This is a genomic window from Nakamurella lactea DSM 19367, from assembly GCF_000426645.1.
Classification (GTDB): domain Bacteria; phylum Actinomycetota; class Actinomycetes; order Mycobacteriales; family Nakamurellaceae; genus Nakamurella; species Nakamurella lactea.
Map to the genome: position 1 here is coordinate 1 of NZ_KE384549.1, position 21,952 is coordinate 21,952.

Annotated in this window: 14 protein-coding genes; 11 read left to right on the forward strand and 3 right to left on the reverse strand. The window is 70.8% G+C overall.

Annotation, left to right across the window (positions count from 1 at the left end):
- Positions 1-470: aldehyde dehydrogenase family protein (locus K340_RS32090; protein WP_154674405.1), on the reverse strand; the 470-nt coding region annotated here is incomplete at its 3' end.
- 222 nt (positions 471-692) lie between these two features.
- Between K340_RS32090 and K340_RS32095 the strand changes: the two genes are divergently transcribed.
- From K340_RS32095 to K340_RS36100, 10 genes are all read left to right on the forward strand, one after another.
- Positions 693-926, forward strand: coding sequence for a DUF5302 domain-containing protein (locus tag K340_RS32095; protein ID WP_037366098.1), 234 nt, complete (start codon positions 693-695; stop codon positions 924-926).
- Between the two features lie 186 nt (positions 927-1,112).
- Complete coding sequence (locus tag K340_RS32100; protein ID WP_154674406.1) at positions 1,113-2,216, forward strand: PP2C family protein-serine/threonine phosphatase; 1,104 nt, start codon at positions 1,113-1,115, stop codon at positions 2,214-2,216.
- Positions 2,213-4,192 carry an FHA domain-containing protein gene (locus K340_RS36785; RefSeq protein WP_029138135.1) on the forward strand — a complete coding sequence of 660 codons (1,980 nt, stop codon included), beginning with the start codon at positions 2,213-2,215 and terminating at the stop codon, positions 4,190-4,192. Before K340_RS32100 ends, K340_RS36785 begins: the two co-directional genes overlap by 4 nt.
- Positions 4,193-4,207: 15 nt before the next feature.
- Positions 4,208-5,818, forward strand: a complete 1,611-nt coding sequence (locus tag K340_RS36790) for a serine/threonine-protein kinase (RefSeq protein ID WP_037366099.1) — start codon at positions 4,208-4,210, stop codon at positions 5,816-5,818.
- 52 nt (positions 5,819-5,870) lie between these two features.
- Positions 5,871-6,551 (forward strand): FHA domain-containing protein, encoded by a 681-nt coding sequence (locus K340_RS0120990; RefSeq protein ID WP_029138136.1) that lies wholly within the window; start codon positions 5,871-5,873, stop codon positions 6,549-6,551.
- Between the two features lie 134 nt (positions 6,552-6,685).
- Positions 6,686-13,489, forward strand: coding sequence for a fibronectin type III domain-containing protein (locus tag K340_RS0120995; RefSeq protein WP_154674407.1), 6,804 nt, complete (start codon positions 6,686-6,688; stop codon positions 13,487-13,489).
- Positions 13,490-13,509: 20 nt separating this feature from the next.
- Positions 13,510-14,475, forward strand: a complete 966-nt coding sequence (locus K340_RS0121000; protein ID WP_029138138.1) for an AAA family ATPase — start codon at positions 13,510-13,512, stop codon at positions 14,473-14,475.
- Positions 14,476-14,494: 19 nt separating this feature from the next.
- Positions 14,495-15,817 carry a DUF58 domain-containing protein gene (locus K340_RS32110; protein WP_084614717.1) on the forward strand — a complete coding sequence of 441 codons (1,323 nt, stop codon included), beginning with the start codon at positions 14,495-14,497 and terminating at the stop codon, positions 15,815-15,817.
- A 10-nt stretch (positions 15,818-15,827) separates the two neighbouring features.
- Complete coding sequence (locus K340_RS0121010; protein ID WP_029138139.1) at positions 15,828-18,137, forward strand: transglutaminase-like domain-containing protein; 2,310 nt, start codon at positions 15,828-15,830, stop codon at positions 18,135-18,137.
- Positions 18,134-19,390, forward strand: a complete 1,257-nt coding sequence (locus K340_RS36100) for an RDD family protein (protein ID WP_029138140.1) — start codon at positions 18,134-18,136, stop codon at positions 19,388-19,390. The genes K340_RS0121010 and K340_RS36100 overlap by 4 nt, the downstream gene beginning before the upstream one ends.
- Positions 19,391-19,402: 12 nt before the next feature.
- On the opposite strand, the gene K340_RS0121020 is transcribed toward K340_RS36100, so the two are convergent.
- Both K340_RS0121020 and K340_RS0121025 read right to left on the reverse strand, forming a co-directional pair.
- The gene (locus tag K340_RS0121020) at positions 19,403-19,960 is read right to left on the reverse strand and encodes a YbaK/EbsC family protein (protein ID WP_029138141.1); all 558 of its coding nucleotides are present in this window, start codon (positions 19,958-19,960) and stop codon (positions 19,403-19,405) included.
- Positions 19,957-21,357 carry an FAD-dependent oxidoreductase gene (locus tag K340_RS0121025; protein WP_211229576.1) on the reverse strand — a complete coding sequence of 467 codons (1,401 nt, stop codon included), beginning with the start codon at positions 21,355-21,357 and terminating at the stop codon, positions 19,957-19,959. The genes K340_RS0121020 and K340_RS0121025 overlap by 4 nt, the downstream gene beginning before the upstream one ends.
- Before the next feature lie 221 nt (positions 21,358-21,578).
- Here K340_RS0121025 and K340_RS34650 point away from each other — a divergent pair, with 221 nt between their 5' ends.
- Positions 21,579-21,920, forward strand: a complete 342-nt coding sequence (locus tag K340_RS34650; RefSeq protein WP_051267099.1) for a hypothetical protein — start codon at positions 21,579-21,581, stop codon at positions 21,918-21,920.
- Positions 21,921-21,952: the final 32 nt, after the last annotated feature.

Sequence of the window (21,952 nt, forward strand, 5' to 3'; positions counted from 1 at the left end):
GGGTAGTTCCACGGCGTCACCTGCCCGACGACGCCGATCGGCTCCCGCCGGATCCAGGAGGTGAAGCCGCTCAGGTACTCGGCCGACGCCCGCCCCTCGAGCACCCGGGCGGCGCCGGCGAAGAAGCGCAGCTGGTCGACACCCGGTGGCAGTTCCTCGGACGCCGTCAGCCCCAGGGGTTTTCCGGTGTTCTCGCTCTCGACCGCGACGAACTCGTCGGCCCGCCTCTCCAGCGCGTCAGCGATCCTGAGCAGCGCCAGTTGCCGTTCGGACGGGGTGGTGCGCCCCCAGCTCTCGAAGGCCGCCTCCGCGGCGGCGTAGGCCCTGTCCAGGTCGGCCTGCCCGGACAGTGCCGCGGTGGCATAGGCCTCGCCGGTCGACGGGTTCACCACCTCGGACGTCGCGCCCTCGACCGCATCGACGTACTCGCCACCGATGAAGTTGCGCAGCGCCCGCAGTTGTTGGCTCATCTGTCCGCCCACCTTCCCGTTCCCGGGGTCGCGGCCGGGCCCGCCCACTGCCCGGCCTCGCTGCCGGTGCCTGATCCTGCCAGCCTGCCATGCCCCGCCCGGTGGGTGTCGAAACCGGCAATGGGGTGGCAACGGGGTCCGGCGGCAGCCATGATGGGGGCTGCGCCGGTGAACCTGCCGGCGTCGACGACCGCCACCCGATAGCAGCACGAGGAGTACGAGATGGCCACGTCAGACAAATCCGCGGACGAAGCAGCCCCGGCGAACGACGCCCAGCCCGCCGAGACCGAAGAGGCGCCGGTCACCGCTTCCACCAAGTCCGCAATGGCCGCCGCGCTCGAGCGCAAGAATGCCGCCAACGCCGCTCGTGGCGGCCACCTGGACGGGCACGCGAAGGTCGGCGACGCCACCGAGAACCACAAGGCCACCCGGACCTTCCGCCGCAAGTCGGGCTGATACCGCTGCCACCGGCTCGTCCTGAAACCCGTCGCCAGTTGGCAGTTTTCCCGCTCCGGCGCCCGGCGTCCTCATGGTGAGTTCTCCCCATGGCCGGAAGGTCCCGGCGCACCTAGATTCGCAACCGGGTTCCGGGGCATCCGGGACCGGCGGGAGCGACCGGCGTTGCTGGGTACGGTGACAGCCATGATGACGTCCGGGCAGTCCGATCCGTCACCGGGTGCGGGAGCGGCGACAACGCCAGGAACCGAGGCGACGGAGGACTGGGATGCGGAACGGCCCGGGCGCGCCGTCATGGATGACGATCCGGCCGCTGACGACACCGCTGGTGACGACACCGCCGGTGACGACACTGCCGGTGACGACACTGCCGGTGACGACACCTCCGGCGATGAGTTCGAGCGCACCGCGCGCTGGCTCGCGAACGACCTGCGCAGCGCACGGACAGGGCCGGGCAACGCGGTGCAGGTGATCTGGGGGAGCGCGACCGACCGCGGTCGCGTTCGCAAGGTGAACGAGGACGCGCTACTTGCTGCGCCGCCGGTCTTCGTGGTGTCCGACGGGATGGGCGGGCACGCCGCCGGGGACGTCGCCGCGGCGATCATCGTCGAGGAGTTCGGCATCGCGATCGACGGTGACGCCGGTGCCGCCATCGGCTCGGACTGGGTGCTCGGCTGCGTCCAGCGGGCCGGCCGACGGATCCGCAACGGGTCCGGCGGGGGCGCCACGGTGGTCGGCGCGGCCGTCACCGAACTGGACGGCGCCTCCTATTGGCTGGCATTCAACATCGGCGATTCCCGGGTGTACCGCAGCTTCGACGGCGAGCTGACCCAGATCAGCGTCGACCATTCGTATGTGCAAGAGCTGGTCGAGGCGGGCGAACTGCAGCGCGAGGAAATGCGCAGACACCCGCAGCGGAACGTGATCACCAGAGCGGTCGGGCTGGTCGGCGACGGCGACCTCGACTGCTGGCTGATCCCGGCGCAGGAGGGTGAGCGGCTACTGCTGTGCACCGACGGGGTGACGGGCGAACTCACCGACAGCGAACTGAGCGGGATTCTCGGTGCGCACATCGATCCGCAGCTGGCTGCCGAGGCGCTGGTCTCGTCGGCGGTGTCCGCCGGCGGGCGGGACAACGCGACCGCGATGGTGGTGGACGTGCTCACCGTCGCGGGCGGGCGGACCGACCCGGCAACGGTGCGTCATTCCGGCGGGGCCGACGGCGGCGACCCCGATGTGGAGCTCACCAGGCCGCGGGACGAACCGAGCGGTCGAGGTGGCGCGCAATGAACACTCCCGTCGGATATCTGCCCGGCGACCGCTGGTTGGTCGCGGGGGACAGAGCGATCGTCTACACCGGCGGCGAGGCGGCTGACGCCTTGCGCTGGTGGCCGTCGGTGCGCTCCGGCGCGGATGCCGCGGAGCTGATCGGCGAGCTGTTCCGCGACGGAGCGCTGGGCACCGGACTTCCGCTGGCCATCATCTGCACTGCGCCCGCCGGCGCCGTTGCACCCGCTGACGTCGTGGCACCCGCTGACGACCCTGACGCCGACGGTTCGGCCAAGGGCAGTACGGTCCGGGCGCTGGTCCAGGGCGGCATCACGGTAGTGGTGGAAACCGTTGCCGGCGAACAGATCCCGGTCAGCGGAGCCGGACTGGTGACCTGGTCCGAGGTGCTGGTGGCGGACGCGGCCGTGGTGTACGTGGCCTGCGCCGACACCTTGCCCGCAGCGTCCGACCTGCTGCCGATGCCGGCCGGCGTGGTGCGGGCGGGATCGGTGCGGTGGGAGCTGTGCGACGCGGCGGTGGCGGCGGCGTCCGAGCCGCCCGGTGCCGCGGTCAGCGACCTGGCACCGGTGAGCGATCCGGACGCCGACGAGGCGGTCACGGTCATCTCGATGGTGCCGGCGCCTGACCCTACGGCGCCCGCTCCGGACATCGAGTTCGCCTCGACCCTCGAGCCGGGGCCGGACGACGCGCAGACCGTGCTCGCCGGTCCGTCCGACCCGGACCGTCCTGCTGACGATGCGGCGTTTGCCGTTGCGGGATTGTCCAAGTTGGTCAGTTCCGCCGTCGCCGCTCCCGACGCTCTCGCCGCTCCCGACGACGCCGCTGCTGACGACGCTGCTGACGACGAAGGCGCCGATGACGCGCAGCCAGCATTGCCGGCCGAATCCATCGATGCGGATGCGACCCAATCGGTGCCGGAGGGTGACTTCGAGCAGGAGGTCGATCTCGACATCGACCGAGGCCTCGATCAGCACCTCGACCAGCACATCGACCAGGACCGAGACCTTGACCGGGACGCCGAGATCGAGCCGCGGACGCCCGACGCCGGGCCGGTTGCCGAGCCGGACAGGCAGCTGATGACGCTGCCGAGCCTGGAGAACCCGCTCCCGATGGTCACGGTTCCACCGTTCACCCCGCCGCCGTTCATCCCGCCGACGCTCGATCTGCCGCCGATCACCCCGCCGCCGTTCGTCCCGGCCGCCACCACGCTGCCGCCGGTGGGACCGCTCGTCGTGCACGGCCCGGTGTCCGCCGGCGAGGCGGCGTCCGAGGAGCGCCCGCCGACCGAGCGGCCGGCCCCGGCGGCGGCCGAGGGACTACCGCCGGCCGAGCGCCCACCCGCCTCCGAGGGTCGCCCGCCGACCGACCAGCACTCCCAGCAACCGCTGATGAACACCCGAATTCCGGCGGAACCCGTTGCACCGCAACTGGTCGGCGACCACGACGGGCTCACCCAGCTGGCCGAGGAGCTGCCGGCCGACTATCGGCCGGCGCCGATGCCACCGGCGCCGGCCGCCGGCCAGGTGTACGCCAGTATCTGCCCGGTCGGCCATGCCAACGCCCCGCACAGCGGCAACTGCCGGGTCTGCGGCGCGCCCATCGCGGCCGGCCAACCGGTACTCGCGCAGCAGCCGGTGCTCGGCCGGATCAGGCTCTCGACCGGGCCGGTGTTCGACATCGACCGGCGCATCGTGATCGGCCGTGCGCCGTCGGTGGCCAGGGTGCCGTCCAGCGACCTGCCCAAGCTCGTCACGGTGCCCAGCCCGAACCAGGACATCTCGCGCTCGCATGTCGAGATCCGTGCCGAGGACTGGCATCTGGTGGTCACCGACCTGCAGTCGACCAACGGCACCGTCATCCGGCCGTCCGACCGGCCGGAGCAGCTGCTGCACCAGGGTCAGTCGGTGGTCGTCGAGATCGGCTGGACCGTCGACCTGGGCGACGGCATCGCCTTCCTGGTGGAAGGCGCGCAGTGACGAACGGGGGACAGCGTGGCTCGTAGGCCGCCGGCCCCGCCGCCCGACCTGCCGGGCTACACCGTCAGCAAGTTGCTCGGTTCCGGCGGGTTCGCCGATGTCTATCTGTACGAACAACATCTGCCGCGCCGGTCGGTGGCGGTCAAGGTGCTGATCCCCGGCGCCGCCGACCACGAGCTGCTCGCCCAGTTCGACGCCGAGGCGAACCTGATGGCGGCGCTGTCGACGCACCCGGCCATCGTCACCATCCATCAGGCCGGGATCTCCGGCGACGGCCGGCCCTACATGGTGATGGAGTACTGCTCCCGGCCCAACCTGTCGGCCCGCTATCGGGCCGAACGGCTGACCGTCGGCGAGGTACTGCGGATCGGCATCCGGCTGGCCGGCGCCGTCGAGACCGCGCACCGGGCGGGCATCCTGCACCGGGACATCAAGCCGGCCAACGTGTTGACCACCGACTTCGGGCACCCGGTGCTGTCCGATTTCGGCATCTCGGTGCAGAGTTCGACGCCGCAGGCGCTGGCCGCCGGCGGCGGTGCGGTGGGGATGAGCATCCCGTGGACCGCGCCCGAGGTGTTCGGTGAGCAGACCGGCGGCGACGAGCGGGCCGACGTCTACTCGCTGGCCGCCTCGCTGTACACCGTGCTGGCCCGCCGCTCGCCGTTCGACCGGCCGGGCGGCCCGAACGGCTCGGCCGACCTGATCAGCCGGATCCGCTCGGCGCCGCTGCCCGCCCTGGGCCGCAGCGACGTGCCGCCGAGCCTGGAGCGGGTGATCGCCAGGGCGATGGACAAGAACCCGGCAGCCAGGTACGCGACGGCGCTGGATTTCGCCCGGGCCCTGCAGCAGGTGGAGGGGGAGCTCCGGCTGGCACCGACCCCGATCGACGTGCTGGACGAGGATCCGGCGACGGCCGCCGAGCAGCTCGGCGATTCCCCGGCCACCCGGGTGCGGGCGCTCACCGTGATCGAACCGGAACCGACCAGGGCGGCGGACGGGCCGATCGGCGCGGTGCCGCCGTCGGTGATGCCGGAGTACGACCTGCCGCCGGGTTTCCCGGCGGCGATGGCGTCGGCGAACGAGCAGACGGTGGTGCGCGAACCCGGTGACGCCGCCGGGCGCCCCGGTTCCCTGCCTGTCCAGCACCATGGCCGCCACCACCCGGGCTCCCCGAGCACCGCACACACCGCCGGGGCGTCCGGGGCTCGTCATTCCCGTTTGCCGTTGTTGATCGGCGGCGGTGTCCTGGTGGTGGCGGCCGCGGTGGTCGCGGTGCTGCTCTCGACCCGCGGCACCGATACCGGACCAGGGCCGGTGCCGCCGTCCGGCGATCTGCTGGCCACCAGCACCCAGCAACAGGCGGTGGCCCCGCCGCCGGATCCGGTGGTCGCGCTGACCGGCACGGTGGTCGATGGCAAGTCGGTCTTCAGCTGGCGGAACCCGCGGCCGCAGACCGGCGACTTCTACTCCTGGCAGCGCACCGACGTCACCACCGGAGACGAAGGTCAGGCGAGGAATACGCAGCAAACAAGGATCACGGTGGACGCACCGGACGCCTGCATCATCGTCAAGGTGGTCCGGAACGGTCAGCCGTCGGGCGACGAATCGACGTGTGCCGGGAGATGATGGCAGGCAGGGCCGGCGACCAGGCCCGTCGGGAGGAGACGTTTCGGTGACCATGCATGTGGAGTTCTGCGGAGAGTGGACCCAACTCGATGAGCAGAAGCCGTTCACCATCGGCCGGGGAGGCGACCTGCAGATCGACGACAATCCTTACCTGCACCGGCATTTCCTGCAGGTGGCCAGGTCTGACGGGCTGTGGTGGCTGTCCAACACCGGCTCCCAGTTGTCGGCGACGGTGACCGACGGGGCCGGCTCGGTGCAGGCGTTCCTGGCCCCGGGCGCGCGGCTGCCGCTGGTGTTCGCCAACACCACGGTGCTGTTCACCGCCGGTCCCACCACCTACGAGCTCACCCTGGTCGGCAACGAGCCGACGTTCGAGGTCAGCGATCCGGCCGGGGCGACGTCCGGCGAGACCACCATCGGCCCGGTGCTGCTGACCGAGTCGCAGAAGGCGGTGATCGTGGCGCTGGCCGAACCGATGCTCAAGCGCGAGGGCACCGGGACCTCGGCCATGCCCTCGTCCAAGGATGCCGCCGCCCGGCTGGGCTGGGAGATGACCAGATTCAACCGGAAACTCGACAACGTCTGCGACAAGCTCGACCGCCGGGGCGTCCGCGGCCTGCGCGGCGGGCCGGGGCAGCTGGCGACGAATCGGCGGGCCCGGCTGGTCGAGCACGCCGTGGCCTCCCGGCTGGTGACCGTCGAGGACCTGAAGTTGCTCGATCTCAAGCTGTGAACCCGTCCCCCTGGCGGGTACAACTTCGGCGAACGGGTGCGTGCTCGCATGTCGGTGTGGAATCCTGGGACATCGGTTGTCGTCATCGGGGAGCGCCGAGCGCGCTGACTTGACCACAGAACCGAGGAGCCTGCGTGGAGTCACGAGTTACCCGCCGTGCGGTGACGGTGACGCTCACCCTGGCCGGGGTCCTGGTGGCCGCGATTGTCGGCTTCTTCGCGACCCGCTCGCCCGGATACGCCAGTACCTCGGTGCAGGCGGAGCAACGGGCGGCCTGGGTCACCAGCAACAAGGACCTGATGCTCGGCCTGCTCAACCAGCAGACCCACGAGGTCGAGTCGCCGGTCGTGCTGGACAGCCAGGACACCGAACTGCTGCAGAACGACGCGTCCGTGGTGGTGGTGGATCGGGTGCAGCACACCCTGCGCACGCTCGATCCGACCACGGCGGCGCTGTCCGGCAAGGTGACGATCCCGGAGAGCGCCGACGTGGCGATCTCCGAGACCACGGTCGCCGTCACCGATCTGCGCACCGGCAGCATCTGGGTGCTGCCGACGGCCGGTCTCGGCACCGACGACCTGACCACCGAGAAACCGAACGGCACGGCCGCGCCCGGTGCGGTGGCCACCGTCACCGGGGGGACGGTGACGGTCGCAGCGCCCGGCGCCGACGCGCTCACCGTGCTCACCGCCGGCGGCGGCGACGCCGCCGGGCAGGGCAGTGATGCCCAGGGCAGCGATGTCCAAGGCACCGTCCCGCTGCCGGACGGCCGGCTGACGGCTGCCTCCGAGCAGCATCCGACGCCGGTCTCGATCACCGCGGTCGGCGCGGTCCCGGTGGTGCTTGACGCTCCGGCCAACCGGATCATCGTGCAGACGGCCACCGGACCGCTCGCCTTCGGTCTGCCGGACGGCACCGCGCATCCCGTCCTGCAGCAGCCAGGGCCGGCCGCCGACAGCGTGCTGATCGGCACCGACACCGCGCTGCTCCGGGTGAACCTGGCCACCGGCGCCGTGCAGTCGCAGCCGACCACCGGCAGCGGCAGCGCGGCGGCGCCGGTGCTGGTCGCCGGCTGCGCCCACGAGGCCTGGTCGGGCGGCACGCCGACCTATCTGCTGTGGTGCGGCGATACCCCGACGGTCAGGGACATCAGCGGGGTGGTCGACGCGAGCCGGTTGATCTTCCGGGTCAACGGGGACACCGTGGTGCTCAACGACGTCACCACCGGTAATTCCTGGGTGATCGACGACGACATGGTGCTGGTGAACAACTGGGACCAGATCAGGTCTGACGAGAACGACGTGGAGAAGTCCGAGACCGGCGTACAGGGCCAGGCGGACCGGTTGACCACCGCCCGCACCGACTGTTCCAAGGGGATGGCGCCGCCGCATCCCAAGGCCGACAGCTACGGCGTGCGGACCGGCACCGCGACGGTGCTGCGGGTGCTGGACAACGACCAGAGCTCCAGCTGTTCGATCGCGGTGATCAGCCAGGTCGACGGCCCGGAGGGCGTGGCCACCGTCATCGACGGGGGACAGGCATTGCAGGTGGCGCCGCCGCTGAACGCGACCGGGCCGATCCAGCTGAGCTACACCGTCGATGACGGCGCCGGGCACGACGCCGCGGCGAAGGTCACGGTGAACCCGGTGAGCCAGGAGAAACCGGTGCCGCCGAAGAAGGTGCGCGACTCGGCGGCCACCGTCATCGTCGGTGGCACCATCACCACCGACGTTCTCGGCGACTGGATCTCGCCCACCGGCGACGCCCTGTTCCTGACGGCCGCCACCAGCAACAACCCGGACGACCGGATCTCCTACAGCCCGGACGGCAACATCACCGTCGGCGACACCGGAACGGCCGGTCTCACCAAGAAGACGATCAACTTCACCGTGTCGGACGGCACCAACAGCGTGCCCGGCCGGCTGACCGTCGAGGTGGTCGACGAGGCGAAGGCGAACCCGGTCGCCTCACCCGTGTACGTCTCGGGGGTGGTCGGCGAGCAGATCGAGGCCGAGCCGCTGAAGTCGGTGCTGTGGCCGGGATCGGAAGAGGTGACGCTCACCAAGGTCGCCCCGCAGAAGGCGACGCCGGGGCTGAGCGTGACGCCCGACCGGCAGGCCGGCACCGTCACCCTGGTGGGGGCGAAGGCCGGCAGCTATTACCTGGACTACGAGGTGGCCGCCGGCGACAAGCAGGCCAAGGGCGTGCTGCGGGTCGACGTCCGGGACAAGCCGGTCGAGCAGCTGCCGCCGGTCCCGATGACGGACGTCGCCTACCTGCCGACCGGCGGCGAGGCGCTGGTCGACCTGACCGCCAACGACACCGACCCGGCCGGCGGGATCGTCGCCGTGCAGAGCATCGATGCCGCCGCCGGCGACGCCGCTGGCGGCGCTGCGGCCCGAGGCCTGATCATCCAGACCATCGACATGCATCTGGCTCGGATCTCGGCGCGGCACCCGTTGCCGGCGGCCGGGATCTGGCTGACATACACGGTGTCGGCCGGCGGGCCGTCGGCCGTCGGGTGGCTGCATGTGGTCCCGGTGCCGCAGCCGGCCGAACCGATGTCGCCGATCGCCTCGCCGATCCAGGTGTCGGTCCGGGCCGGCGACGCCATCACCATCCCGGTGGCCCAGCATGCCGTCGATCCCAGTGGGGACCTGGTCCGCCCGGTCGCCTTCGCCAAGGACGCGATCGGCGCCGACCAGGGGCTGCTCTTCGCGACCGGCGATTCGGTGCGCTACATGGCGCCGGCCTCCGGTCCGGTGGCGAAGGGCAAGACCCTGCGCACCCAGTACACGGTGACCAACCAGGCGGGTAAGCGGGCGTCAGCGAACCTGGCCATCACGGTGGTCCCGACCGGTGACAACGCGCCCCCACAGGCGCCGCCGACGGCGCAGGCCAGGGTGTTCGCCGGCGGCACCGTCGACATCCCGCTGCCGATCGACGGCATCGACCCGGACGGCGACTGGGCGATCGCCGCGGCGGTCGCCGAGCCGCCGAACCTCGGCAGTGCCGCGGTCTCCGGCACCTCGACGATCCGCTACAGCGCCTTCGACAAGCCGGGTCTTGACACCTTCACGTACACCATCAGCGATCCGTTCGGCGGGACCGCAACCGGGACGGTCGATGTGCTGGTGGCGCCACTGCCGAAGACGGCAGAACCGCCGGTCGCACCCGATCTGCAGGCCGTGGTCGCGCCCGGCAAGGCGATCGCGGTCAACGTGCTGGACGAGGTCACCGATCCCGGCGGCCTCGCGGTGAGTTTCGCCGATCCGGCGTTCTCGTCGGCGGGGTCGCGCGGCGGCCTGCAGCTGAGCGTGCGCGACTCGACGATCGTGGCGAAGGCCGGGGCGTCGCCGGGCACGGTCGCCCTGCAGTACAACGTGAAGAACGCCCGCCAGCGCACGGCGTCCGGCACGCTGACCATCAAGGTCGACCCGAACGCCCCGAAGGTGTCGCCGACGGCCCAGGACGCACTGATCGTCGACAGCATGATCAGCCCCGACCACCAGTCGGCCCGGGTCGACCTGACGGCCTGGACGGCCAACCCTGGCGGTCTCCCCGAGGACCTCAAGGCCGCGGTGCCCCAGGTGTCGCAGGGCCGGCTGACGGTGACCGGCAAGCAGACGGTGTCGGTGAAGCTGGCCGAACGCCGGCAGGTGCTGGCCTATCAGGTGACCAATGCCGACGGGCTCAGCGCCGAGGCCTTCCTGATCGTCCCGTCCCGCACCGAGCTGAACATCGCCGCGCCGCCGCAGAACGGGCCGCAGCAGAAGCCGGAGACGCCACCGGATCCGGAGCCGGAGGTGTACGCGCCGAAAGCCTTGAAGCCGCTGGTGGTGGACGCCGGCACCGAGGTGAGGGTCAAGGTCGCCGATTACGTCGGCGGCACCAAGGACGGCCGGAAGGTCACCCTGCCGGCGAACGGCAGCAACAAGGCCAGCACCGGCGAGCTGAGCAGGGTGGACGCCGACACCCTGCTCTGGACGGTGCCGGAGGACGGCGACGGCAAAGCACAGCTGAACGTCACCGTCACCGACGGGGTGGCCAAGCCGGTCCGGACCGGGATCCAGGCCCGGATCAGGGCCAAGAAGCCCAAGGCACCGGTGTTCCAGAACACCGAGGTCCAGGTCGAACCGGGTACCTCATCGGCCCCGACCTCATTGTCGGACCTGGTGACCTACGACCCCGACAAGATGTCGAACCTGAAGTTCAGCCTGAAGAGCAGCAGCAGCAACGGGATCACCGCCCGGCTGGCCGGCGACAAGTTCACCGTCAGCGCGCCGGCGTCGACGGCCAAGGGCACCCAGGCGACCTTCAAGGTGGCGGTGAACGACGGGGTGAACCCGGAAGTCGTCACCGATATGCCCGTCCAGGTGATCAGCTCGACCAAGCCGCCGATCACCTTGTCGGAGCAGACGGTCGAGGCGCTGGCCGGGCAGCCGAAGACGGTGAACGTGCTCGACGGCGCCGGCAACCCGTTCGGCGCCGACCAACCGCTGAAGCTGATCAGCGTCGGCACCGGCGCCGGATACTCGGTCGACTTCGACGGATCGGGTTCGGTGACCGTGACCCCGGACCCGGACTACACCGGACAGCTGACCGTGCCGTTCGTGGTGGCCGATGCCTCCGGCGACCCCGACCGCAACGTGCAGTCGCAGCTCACCGTCACCGTCCGCGGTAAGCCCGATGCCCCTGGGGTGCCGACCAAGCTGGAGGTGGGTGACGGCACCGCAACCGTGCAGTGGACGGAGCCGGCCGACAACGGGTCGCCGATCACCGGATACACGGTGTCCGCCAACGGTTTCAGTCAGGACTGTGCGGCCTCGCCGTGCACCCTCAAGGGGCTGACGAACAACTCCACCTACAGCTTCACGGTGATTGCGCACAACGGGGCCGGCGAATCGCCGGCGTCCAGGGGGTCGGCCGGCATCCGGCCGGACACCTCGCCGGAGCCGCCGGGGCCGCCGAGACTGACCGAGGGCGACCGGACGCTCGCCGCGAGCTGGCAGCCGCCGGCGAACAACGGCTCGCCGATCTCCGGTTACGAGGTGCAGATCACCCCGGCGCCGTCGGGTTCCCCCGGCACGGTCAAGGTGGCCGCCGCCGTGCACGACCGGGACTTCGCCCACCTGGAGAACGGCACCCAGTACACGGTGAAGGTCCGGGCGCTGAACGCCTCCGGCACGCCGAGCGACTGGTCGCCGGGCACCTCGGTGGTGCCGGCCGGCAAGCCTGGTACCCCAACGGATGTGAGGCCGAACGCCGCCACCAAGGCGGGTGCGGCCAAGCGCATCGACGTGTCCTGGACGGAGGCCGACGACGGCGGCGATCCGCCGCACTACCGAATGACCTGGCACGGTGACGACGGCAGCGGTGATGCGGTCGATCTGCCGGTCGGTACCACCTCCGCCCACATCGACCCGGCGAAGCTCGGCGTGACCTACACGGTGACGGTGGTGGCCTCCAACAAGGCCGGGTCGTCCGCCGCCTCGGCCCCGGCATCGGTCAAGCCGTACACCGCGCCCGGCCAGGTCTCCGACCTGACCGCAACGGCCACCGGCAACAACAACGAGGTGACGCTCGCCTGGTCGGCCGCGTCGTCGAACGGCTACCCGATCACCACGTATCAGTACTCGCTGGGCGGGGACGCCTGGAAGGACACCGGCAGCGACCAGCCGGGCGTCAAGCCCGACGGTCTGACGAACGGGACGGCGTACACCTTCCGGGTGCGGGCCTGCACGGCCGCCCCGGACGAGGGCGCCAACTGCGCCGAGCCGTCGAACACCGAGGACGCCAAGCCGTACGGCCCGCCCGCCGCGCCGCCGAACCTGACCGCCGACGCGGACGCGGCGGCCGGCCAGCTGGTGCTGCACTGGGATGCCGCCGACGGCAATGGCCGTGACATCAAGGGGTATCAGTACGCGATCGCCGGTAGCGGCGACTGGAAGGACACCGGCAAGGGGACCGACACCTCGCTGACGGTGCCAGGTGACAACGGCACGGCGTACACCTACGTGGTCCGGGCGATCAACGGCGAGTCGGCCGGCAACCTCGGCGACCGCTCGAACGAAGTCACTGCGACCCCGTACGACACGCCTGGCGCCCCCACCGGCCTGACGGTGGACCGGACCGGCAGCAACAACCAGGTGAAGTTCAACTGGACCGACGGCCCGGCCAATGGCCGGCCGATCAGCAGCTACGACTACACCACCGACGGTGGCAGCAGTTGGCGTGGGATCACCAACGGCGGGACCGCGACAGTGCAGTCGGACGGGAAGACGCTGACCAACGGCAGCACGTACACGTTCCAGGTCCGTGCGCACACGGCTGCCCCGCAGCGCAACGTCTCTGCGGGGTCGAACACCAACACCGCCACGCCGTACGGCCCGGTGCCGAAACCCAACCCGTCCAAGAGCGGCGCGACGCAGGACTCGGTGTCTTTCACCTGGCCAGAGCCCGCCAGCAACGGCATCGGCGGTTACACCTATTCGGTGAACGGCGGCGGAGCACAGGCAGGTCGATCCGCAACCATGGGGACCTCCTGCGGTAAGTCCGTGACGATCTCGGTAGTGGCGATAGATTCGCAAGGACACCGCAGCGAAGCCGGTACCCAGCCCGGGAGTGCTGACGCTTGCCCGAACCCCTCCATCCAGGTCGCTGCCGGCGACGGTGTCAGCACTTCCACCTGCGATATCCGCTGCAATTACATCGCCTTCACGTACTCGCACTTCTCCGGCGGCGACTATCACGCAAAGGTCTATACGGACGGTTCACTCTTCCGTGAATACGACTTCAGCCTCGGCGCCGGTGGTGGGAAGCATCAGTTCACCGCCTACCTCGGCGATCATTCCATCGACAACAAGGTTCGAGTCAAGATCGTGGTTTCCGGGGCAGACAGCGCCAGCGACGAGCGAGACTTCCCCAACACCGGCTGAGAGAAAGTGATTTCACCTTCATGACCATGACCCCCGACCACGCCCAGTGGTTCGCCCAGACCTTCTCCTCGTTGGTGGGCAACGTCGGCCAGGCCGTTCTGGGCAAGCCGCGGACCATCTCGTTGGCGTTCACCTGCATGCTCAGCGAGGGCCACCTGTTGCTGGAGGATTTCCCGGGCACCGGCAAGACCTCACTGGCCAAGGCGATGTCGGCAACTGTGCAGGGCAGCAACTCCCGGATCCAGTTCACCCCCGACCTGCTGCCCTCCGACGTCACCGGCGTCACCATCTACGACCAGAAGAGCGGCAGCTTCGACTTCCACAAGGGCCCGATCTTCGCCTCCGTGGTGCTGGCCGACGAGATCAACCGGGCGTCACCGAAGACGCAGGCCGCGCTGCTGGAGGTGATGGAGGAATCCAAGGTCACCGTCGACGGCGTCAGCCATGAGGTCGGGAATCCGTTCATGGTGATCGCCACCCAGAACCCGATCGAGCAGGCCGGCACCTACAAGCTGCCGGAGGCGCAGCTGGACCGGTTCCTGATGAAGACCTCGCTGGGCTACCCGGATCACGCCGCCACGGTGGAGATCCTGGCGGCCAGCAGTACCAAGACGCACGTCCGGACCGTCAGCCCGAAGATCACCACGTCGGCGGTGGTCGACATGGCCGAACTGGCGGCCACCGTGCACACCGATCCCGCGGTGCTGGACTACATCGCCCGGATCGCCGAGGCGACCAGGACCACCCCGGAAACCACCGTCGGTGTCTCGGTCCGCGGCGCGCTGTCGCTGACCAGGGCCAGCCGGACCTGGGCGGCCGCCCACGGCCGGCACTACGTGGTCCCGGACGACGTCAAGGATCTGGCCGAACCCGTTCTGGCGCACCGGATCCTGCTGGATGCCGAGGCCGAATTCACTGGCACCACCGTCGCCTCCGTACTGCACCGGATCCTCGGCGAGGTCTCGCCACCCGAGCGGCGGCGATGAGCGGGCGTCAGGATCCCGGATGACAGCGCCGGCACCCGCACCGGCGCCGACCGCCGAGCACCCGCACCCGACCGAATCCGGTTGGGAGCACCATCGCGTCACCGAGAACGCCGGTGGCACACCGGTTCCGGACACCACCGGGACGAATGCCTGGTCCACCAGGATCCAGGCGCCGGCGCCGTCGCTGCGACGATTGTTCGCACCGGTCACCGGTACCGGGGCTACCGCGATCTGCGGGCTGCTGCTCTGCCTGGTGGTGGCGCTGGTATTCGGGTGGAGCGAGTTCATGGTGGCCGCGGTGGCCATCGCGGCCCTGCTGCTGGTCGCCAGCCTGTTCCTGATCGGCCGCAGTTCCTATGCGGTCGAGGTGGATCTGCAGTCGACCAGGGTGGTGGCCGGCGAACGTGCCACCGGAGCATTGACGGTGCGCAACAGTGGAACCCGGCGGCTGCTGTCCTCCCGGATGGAGCTTCCGGTCGGTGGGTCGATGGCCTCGTTCCGGATCCCCGGGCTGGCCGGCGGCGCCGAACACGAGGACCTGTTCGTGATCCCGACCGCGCGCCGCGCGGTGATCCAGGTCGGCCCGGCGCTGTCCGTGCGCGGCGACCCGTTGGGGTTGCTGCGGCGTCAGGTCCGCTGGACCGTCGCCAGCAACTTGTTCGTGCACCCGAGAACGGTTGCGCTGCACGGCGCCGCCACCGGCATCGTCAAGGACCTGGAGGGTCAGCCGACCAAAGACCTGTCCAGCAACGACGTCTCGTTCCACGCGCTGCGCCAGTACGTCCCCGGCGACGACCGGCGCTACGTGCATTGGCGCACCTCGGCGCGCACCGGGGTGCTGATGGTGCGGCAGTTCGAGGAGACCCGGCGCACCCACCTGGCGGTGGCACTGTCGGTGGACCCCGACGAGTACGGCACGGTCGAGGAGTTCGAGTTGGCGGTGAGCGTCGCCGCGTCGCTGGGCGCGCAGGCGATGCGGGAGGAGCGGCCGGTGACCGTCGGCGCCGGCCGGGGCCAGGTCCGGGCCAGATCGGGCCGCACCCTGCTGGACGGCTTCTCCGGGATCGACCCGCAGCCCGGCGCCGGCATCCTGGTGGCCGGGCGGCTCACCGCGGCCGCGGTGCCCAACGCGTCGGTCGGCATGCTGATCACCGGCCCGAAGCCCGACGCGTTGACCATCCGGCGCTCCGGCATGAGTTTCGCGGTGGGCGTCAGGGTGGTGGCGATCAGGGTGCTGGCCGGCTCGAAGCCGACGCTCGGCGCCATCGACCGGGTCGATGTCGCCACCATCGGCGCCCTGGACGACCTGCCGAAGGCACTGCGCCGATTGCGTGCGGCGTGAGGGCCGCGACATGAGAGACAGGTTGCCGGTCGGCCGGATGCTGGTCGACGCCACCGCGATCGCGGTGTTGGTGGCGGGTGCCGGGCTGGCGTTCGGACCCGCCTACGGTGGCTCGCGGTTTCTGCTGGCGCTGGGACTTGGCGCCCTGGTCGGCGGCCTCGCCGCGCTGATCCCGGCGCTGGCCCGCTGGCCGGCCGTTCTCACCCTGCCGCTGGCCGCCGTCGGCTATCTGCTCGTCGGCGGCGCCGCCGCGGTGCCGCGCAGCACCGTGGGTGGGGTGCTGCCCAGCGGCGAGTCGATCCGACTGCTCTCGGTCGGCGTCATCACCTCCTGGAAGCAGATGCTCACCGTGGCGGTCCCGGTGGGCAGCGCCGGGTCGCTGTTGCTGCCGGCCTTCCTCACCTCGTTGGTGCTGACCGCCGCCGGGGTGTCGGTCGCGTTGCGGTCCGCCCGGCCGCTGACGGCCCTGCTCGCCCCGGCGCTGATGGCCGCCGGCGCCGCCCTGCTCGGCACCGGCAGTGCCTTCCACCCGGCGATCGCCGGCACCGCGCTGGCACTGGCCGCCCTGCTGTGGGCCGGCTCGCGGCGGCGGGCAGACGGCCGTCCGGGTCTGGACCTACGGCGGCCGCTGGCGCTGGTCGCGTTGCTGATCCCGGCCGTCGCGGCGGGCGTGTTCCTCGGACCCGGGCTGCTGCCGGACGCACAGGCCAGAACCACCGTGCGTGAGCTGGTGGAGCCGCCGTTCGACCCGTCGACGCTGCCCAGCCCGCTCAGCGGCTACCGCTCCTACGTAAAACTGCAGACCAAGCAGGTGCTGTTCACCGTCGACGGGCTGCCGGCCGGGGTGCCGCTGCGGCTGGCCACCCTCGACGCCTGGGACGGCCGGATCTATTCGGCCTCGGCCGATTCCGGGGTGTTCACCCGGGTCGGCGATCGACTGGCGTCGGTCCCGGCGGGCGAGCGGGCGGACCTGACGGTGACGGTCGGCGACTATCACGACGTCTGGGCACCGACCGCCGGATACCTGGCCGCGGTCGAGTTCTCCGGCGCGGACGCCGATCGGCTGCGGGAGGGCTTCCGGTACAACCGGCAGACCGGTGCGGCGCTGGTCACCAGCATGCTCACCGAGGGCAACAGTTACCACCTGGAGGTGTCCGTGCCGACCCAGCCGACGGTCGCGGAGCTGGCCGGCGCATCGGTCGACGATTCGGCGCCGATGGGCGACATCAGCGACGCGGTCCCGGCCGAGGTGAAGACCAAGGCGGACGAGTGGACGGCCGGCGCCAAGGACGAGATCGGGATCATCGAGGCGATCCGCAAGCACCTGCACGACGACGGCTGGTTGTCCCACGGCGACAACTGGAAGGGCGTACCGGGTGGCCACGGCGCCGACCGGATCCGCCGGCTGCTGACCGCGAAATACATGTTCGGTGACGCCGAGCAGTACTCCGTCGCGATGGCGTTGATGTTGCGGTCCAAGGGCATTCCGGCACGAGTGGTGATGGGCTTCGCCGGTCGGGACACCGCAGGGACGACGGCCTTCACCGGGTCGCAGATGACGGCCTGGGTGGAGGTGCCGTTCACCGGCGCCGGCTGGGTGTCGTTCGACCCGCTGCCGCAGGAGGGCAAGGACCTGCCGGCGCCGTCCGATGACCCCGAGGCGCAGGGCGCCGCGCCGAAGCAGCGCCAGCCACCGCCGCCGCCGATCCCGCCGAAGGACGCCGACCAGAACGAGGCACAGTCGCCGCCGGACCAGCAGCCGAAGGAGCCGGACCAGAACACCCCCCGGGATGACGAGAACCCGTCGCCGGTGGCGGTGCCATGGGGCTGGATCGGGGCCGGCACCGGTGCCGGCCTGCTGGTGCTGCTGCCGATCGGCGCGATCCTGTTGCTGAAGTCCCGCCGCAAGAAGCGGCACGGGGCGGGCAGCCCGGACCAACGCATCGCCGGAGCCTGGTCGCACCTGATGGACACCGCGGCCGACTTCGGCCGGCGGCCGAACGCCGGCACCACCAGGGCCGAGGCCGCCGAGCAGCTCGCCGCCGCGTTCGCCCCACCACCTGCAGGCGTAGCGGGGTTGTCCCAGCCAGGCGTAGCGGGGTTGTCCCAGGGGCCGCCCGTGGCACCGGCGCCCGGCGTCTTGGTGTTGGCCCGCCGGGCCGACGCGGTCGTGTTCGCGCCGGACCCGGTCGATCCACAGCAGGCCGATCGCTACTGGGCCGACATGGAATCCCAGCTGGCGTCGATCAAGAACACCCAGTCGGGCTGGCGCAGGTTCCGGGCCCGGCTCTCCCTCGCGTCGCTACGGAAACGGACGTGACGGCCGCCCCGGTGGTGGACCGGTACTGCCCGAACTGCGGGGCCAGGCTGACGGCGACCACCGAGACCTGCCGGAACTGCGGCGCTCCGACCCCGCAGCGCTCGCTCCGGCTGGACGAGACGGACACGGCCCCGGTATCGCGCCGGGTATTGGCCACCGCCATCGACGTCGCGCCGCTGGTCCTGCTACTGGCCGGGCTGCTGACCGCTGCGGCGGTCACCGAGCTGGCCTCCTGGGTGCGATTGACGTTGCCGGCCTTGATGATCGCCTGGTGCGCGCTGGTCTGGATCTGGCAGTCGGCGACCGGGCAAGGGCCGGGGAAGGCAGTTGTGGGCCTGCGGGTGGTCGACGAACGCACCGGCAGCCGGATCGGCGCGCTCCGGACGCTGGGCCGGATGGGGACCGAGGCCGGCTCGGTGATCGGCACGCTCGGCCTCGGCGCGTTGTCCTACCGATGGGATCCGTCCGGCCGGGAGCAGACCTGGTGGGACCGGGCCGCCGGGTCCAGGGTGATCGCCGAGAGTGCCGACGGTTTCACGGTTTTCGACCCCGCTGCCCAATCCAGGTGGACACCGGTGCCGCCGGCCCCGTCAGTAGTGCCGGGTCCGCAGGCCCAGCCGGGTCCGTCAGCCCAGCCGGGTCCGTCAGCCCTGCCGGTGCCGCCTGCCCAGACGGTGCCGCCTGCCCAGCCGGGGCCGTCAGCCCGGCCTGGCTCGTCAGCTGCACCGCCCACCGCACCGGACGGACCAACGACCGTGGTGCGCCGGGAAGACATCGCGGCCGCCGACCCGTTGGCGGAGGCGCCGACGACGGTGGTCGGCCGGCACGCCCTGTCGGACGCGCCGACCTCCGAGCATCCACGCGCGCTGATCGACGACGCCGACGCCACTGCGTCGCGACCGGCCGCCGACGCCAGGCCGGCCACCGCGACCCTGGAATGGGATACCGGCGCACGGGTGACCGTCGGCGGCGTCGTGCTGGTGGGTCGCGACCCGCAACCCGTCCCCGGCGAGCAGGTGGACCGGCGACTGGCGGTGGGCACCGACTCGGTCGGGGTGTCCAAGACCCATCTGGCGCTGACCATCACCACCGCCGGAATCACCGTGGTGGACAGGCATTCCACCAACGGAGTGCGGATCTCCGGCGCCGATGACGAGATCCTGCTCTGTCCGCCGGGGGAGCCGACGCCGGTCCGGGAAGGCGACCGCATCCTGTTCGGCGGACGGTCGATCCTGGTGGCTCCGAGCGGCTGACGTGGGACCTCGTCAGACCGCCAGGCCCTCGATCACTTCGGCACCAGGCAGTTTCGCCAGCGTGGCGCCGTCGATGACGATCTTGGCGCCGCGGATGCCGGCGCCGATCACCACCGGTCCGGCACCGACGACGGCAGCGTCGATCAGGATCGGCCAGTCGGCCGGCAGCCCGATCGGGGTGATCCCGCCGTACTCCATGCCGGTCCTGGTCACCGCCTCGTCCATCGGCGCGAACGAGACCTTCCGTACGTCCAACCGCTTGCGCACCACCGTGTTCACGTCGGCACGGGTGGTCGCCAGGATCACCGCGGCCGCCCAGCGTTGCTCACCGGAACGCTTGCCGGACATCACCACACAGTTCGCCGAGACCTCGAGCGGGACGTCGTAGCGTTCGCAGAACACCGCAGTGTCGGCCAGCTCGGCATCGATCGGGGCCACCCAGACCTGATCCAGTTGTCCGTCGGGGTGGGCGAGCGCGTCGCGGACCGGTTCGCCCAACAGCTCCGGCCGATCGAGCGCAGTGAACAGCTCCAGCGTGCCAAGGGTCGGCGCGCTCGCCGGTTGGTTCACTGGTGCCGGGCCTTCGCCGCGATACTCGTCATCTCCGACCGGGAGATCACCTTGACCCGCTCACGATCGTGCTCGTCGGCAACGCCGAGCTCACGTTCGTGTGCGTCCAGCCGGTCCCAGCCGTCGAAATCGGTGACGCGCAGCCCCTTCTCGGCCAGCAGGGCCTCGACCTCGGCCCGGCTCCGGTGCGGTGCCCGCGGCAGCTCAGGGGCGTCGGCCAGCAGGTTGGCCACCGTTTCCGCTGCGTCCGACTTGGTGTGCCCGATCAGCCCGACCGGTCCGCGCTTGACCCAGCCGGTGGCATAGATGCCGGTGAGCGGGGCGCCGCCGGGATCCAGCACCCGACCGGCCTCGTTCGGCAGCACCAGCTTGGCGCCGTCGAACGGCAGGTCCGCGATCGGCTCGGAGCGATAGCCGACGGCTCGGTAAACCGCCTGGACGTCCCAGTCGGTGAACTCGCCGGTACCGCGGACGTTCCCGTCGCCTGTCAGCTCCATCCGCTCGGTGCGCAGCCCGGACACTGTCCCGTCGCCGAGGATCTCCACCGGGTTCTGCAGGAAGTGGATGTGGATCCGGCGGTGCGGTCCCGGCCGCGGGTCCCGCAGCGCCCACTCGCTGAGCACGTCGACCACCATCCGCTGGGACTTGGCCTTGGCGATGGCCTCCTCCGAGCCGGCGTCGAACTCCATGCCGGACGGGTCGACCAGCACTTCGACGTTCGGCGAGTGATCCAGCTCGCGCAGTTCCACCGGGGTGAACTTGGCCTGTGCCGGGCCGCGCCGGGCGAACATGTGCACGTCGGTGACGGCCGATTTCCGCAGCACCTCGTGCACGTGCGGCGGAATCTCGGTGTAGAGCAGTTCGTCGCCGGTGCGGGCCAGGATCCTGGCCACGTCCAGTCCGACGTTGCCGACGCCGATCACCGCCACCTCGCGGGCGCCCGTCAGGTCCCAGGTCTGCTCGCGGTCCGGGTGTGAGTCGTAGAAGGCGACGAACTCCGCGGCGCCGTGCGAGCCGTCGAGGTCGGCGCCGGGAATGGTCAGGCCACGGTCGCGCTCGGCTCCGGTCGCGAAGACGACGGCGTCGTAGAACTGCCGCAATTCGTCGACCTTGACGTCGACGCCGACCTGCACGTTGCCGTAGAAGCTGATCCGCGGATTCTCCATCACCCGGTGCAGCGCCACGATGATCTGCTTGATCCGCGGGTGGTCGGGAGCCACGCCGTAGCGGATCAGACCGTAGGGGGTGGGCAGCCGATCGAAGATGTCGACAGAGTCGACGGCGACGCCGCCGGTCTTGGTCAGGATGTCGGCGGCGTAGATACCGGCCGGGCCGGCACCCACGACGGCGATCCGCAGTCCTGCATCCGGACGGGTGGGCGTGGTGCTCTCGGGCATGCGGCGGCGCTCTCCTTCGTGATGGCAGCCCTCAGGATACCGGCCTCAACCGCGGTTGAAGGCGATGTGACGTGTACCGCACCGACGGTGACCTGCACAGATTGCCGCTTCCCCGCGGTCGCGCGTGTCCGGGATGACGTCGACGGAACGTGATCCACCCCGGCCACGTCGTAGGCCCATCCGGCCCCGGACGGCCCGGCCTGTTCGAAAGGAATCACTTCATGCGCATCCTGACCCGCATCGGCGTGCTGCTGTTGGTGCTTGGCCTCGGTTCTCTCGTGCTGCGACTGATGGACATGCACTTCACCGTGCTGGCCTGGGCCGACGACCTGCAGCCCGGCCTCGGCATCGGATTCGCCGTGCTCGGCGCAGGCTTGGTGCTGGCGGACGTGGTGAGTCGCCGCGAGAACACGCCCGCGCAGCCGCCGCTCAACCAGCAGGCTGCCTACCACCAGCCGCAGTTCAACCAGCCGGCTCCCGATAACCAGCCGCAGTTCAACACCAGCCCGCCCAGCCGCAGCAGCCGTTCCCCCCGACCAGGTAGCGGAACGTTCAACAGGTAGCGCAAGTCTCGCCGGCGTGTCGGCCAACATTC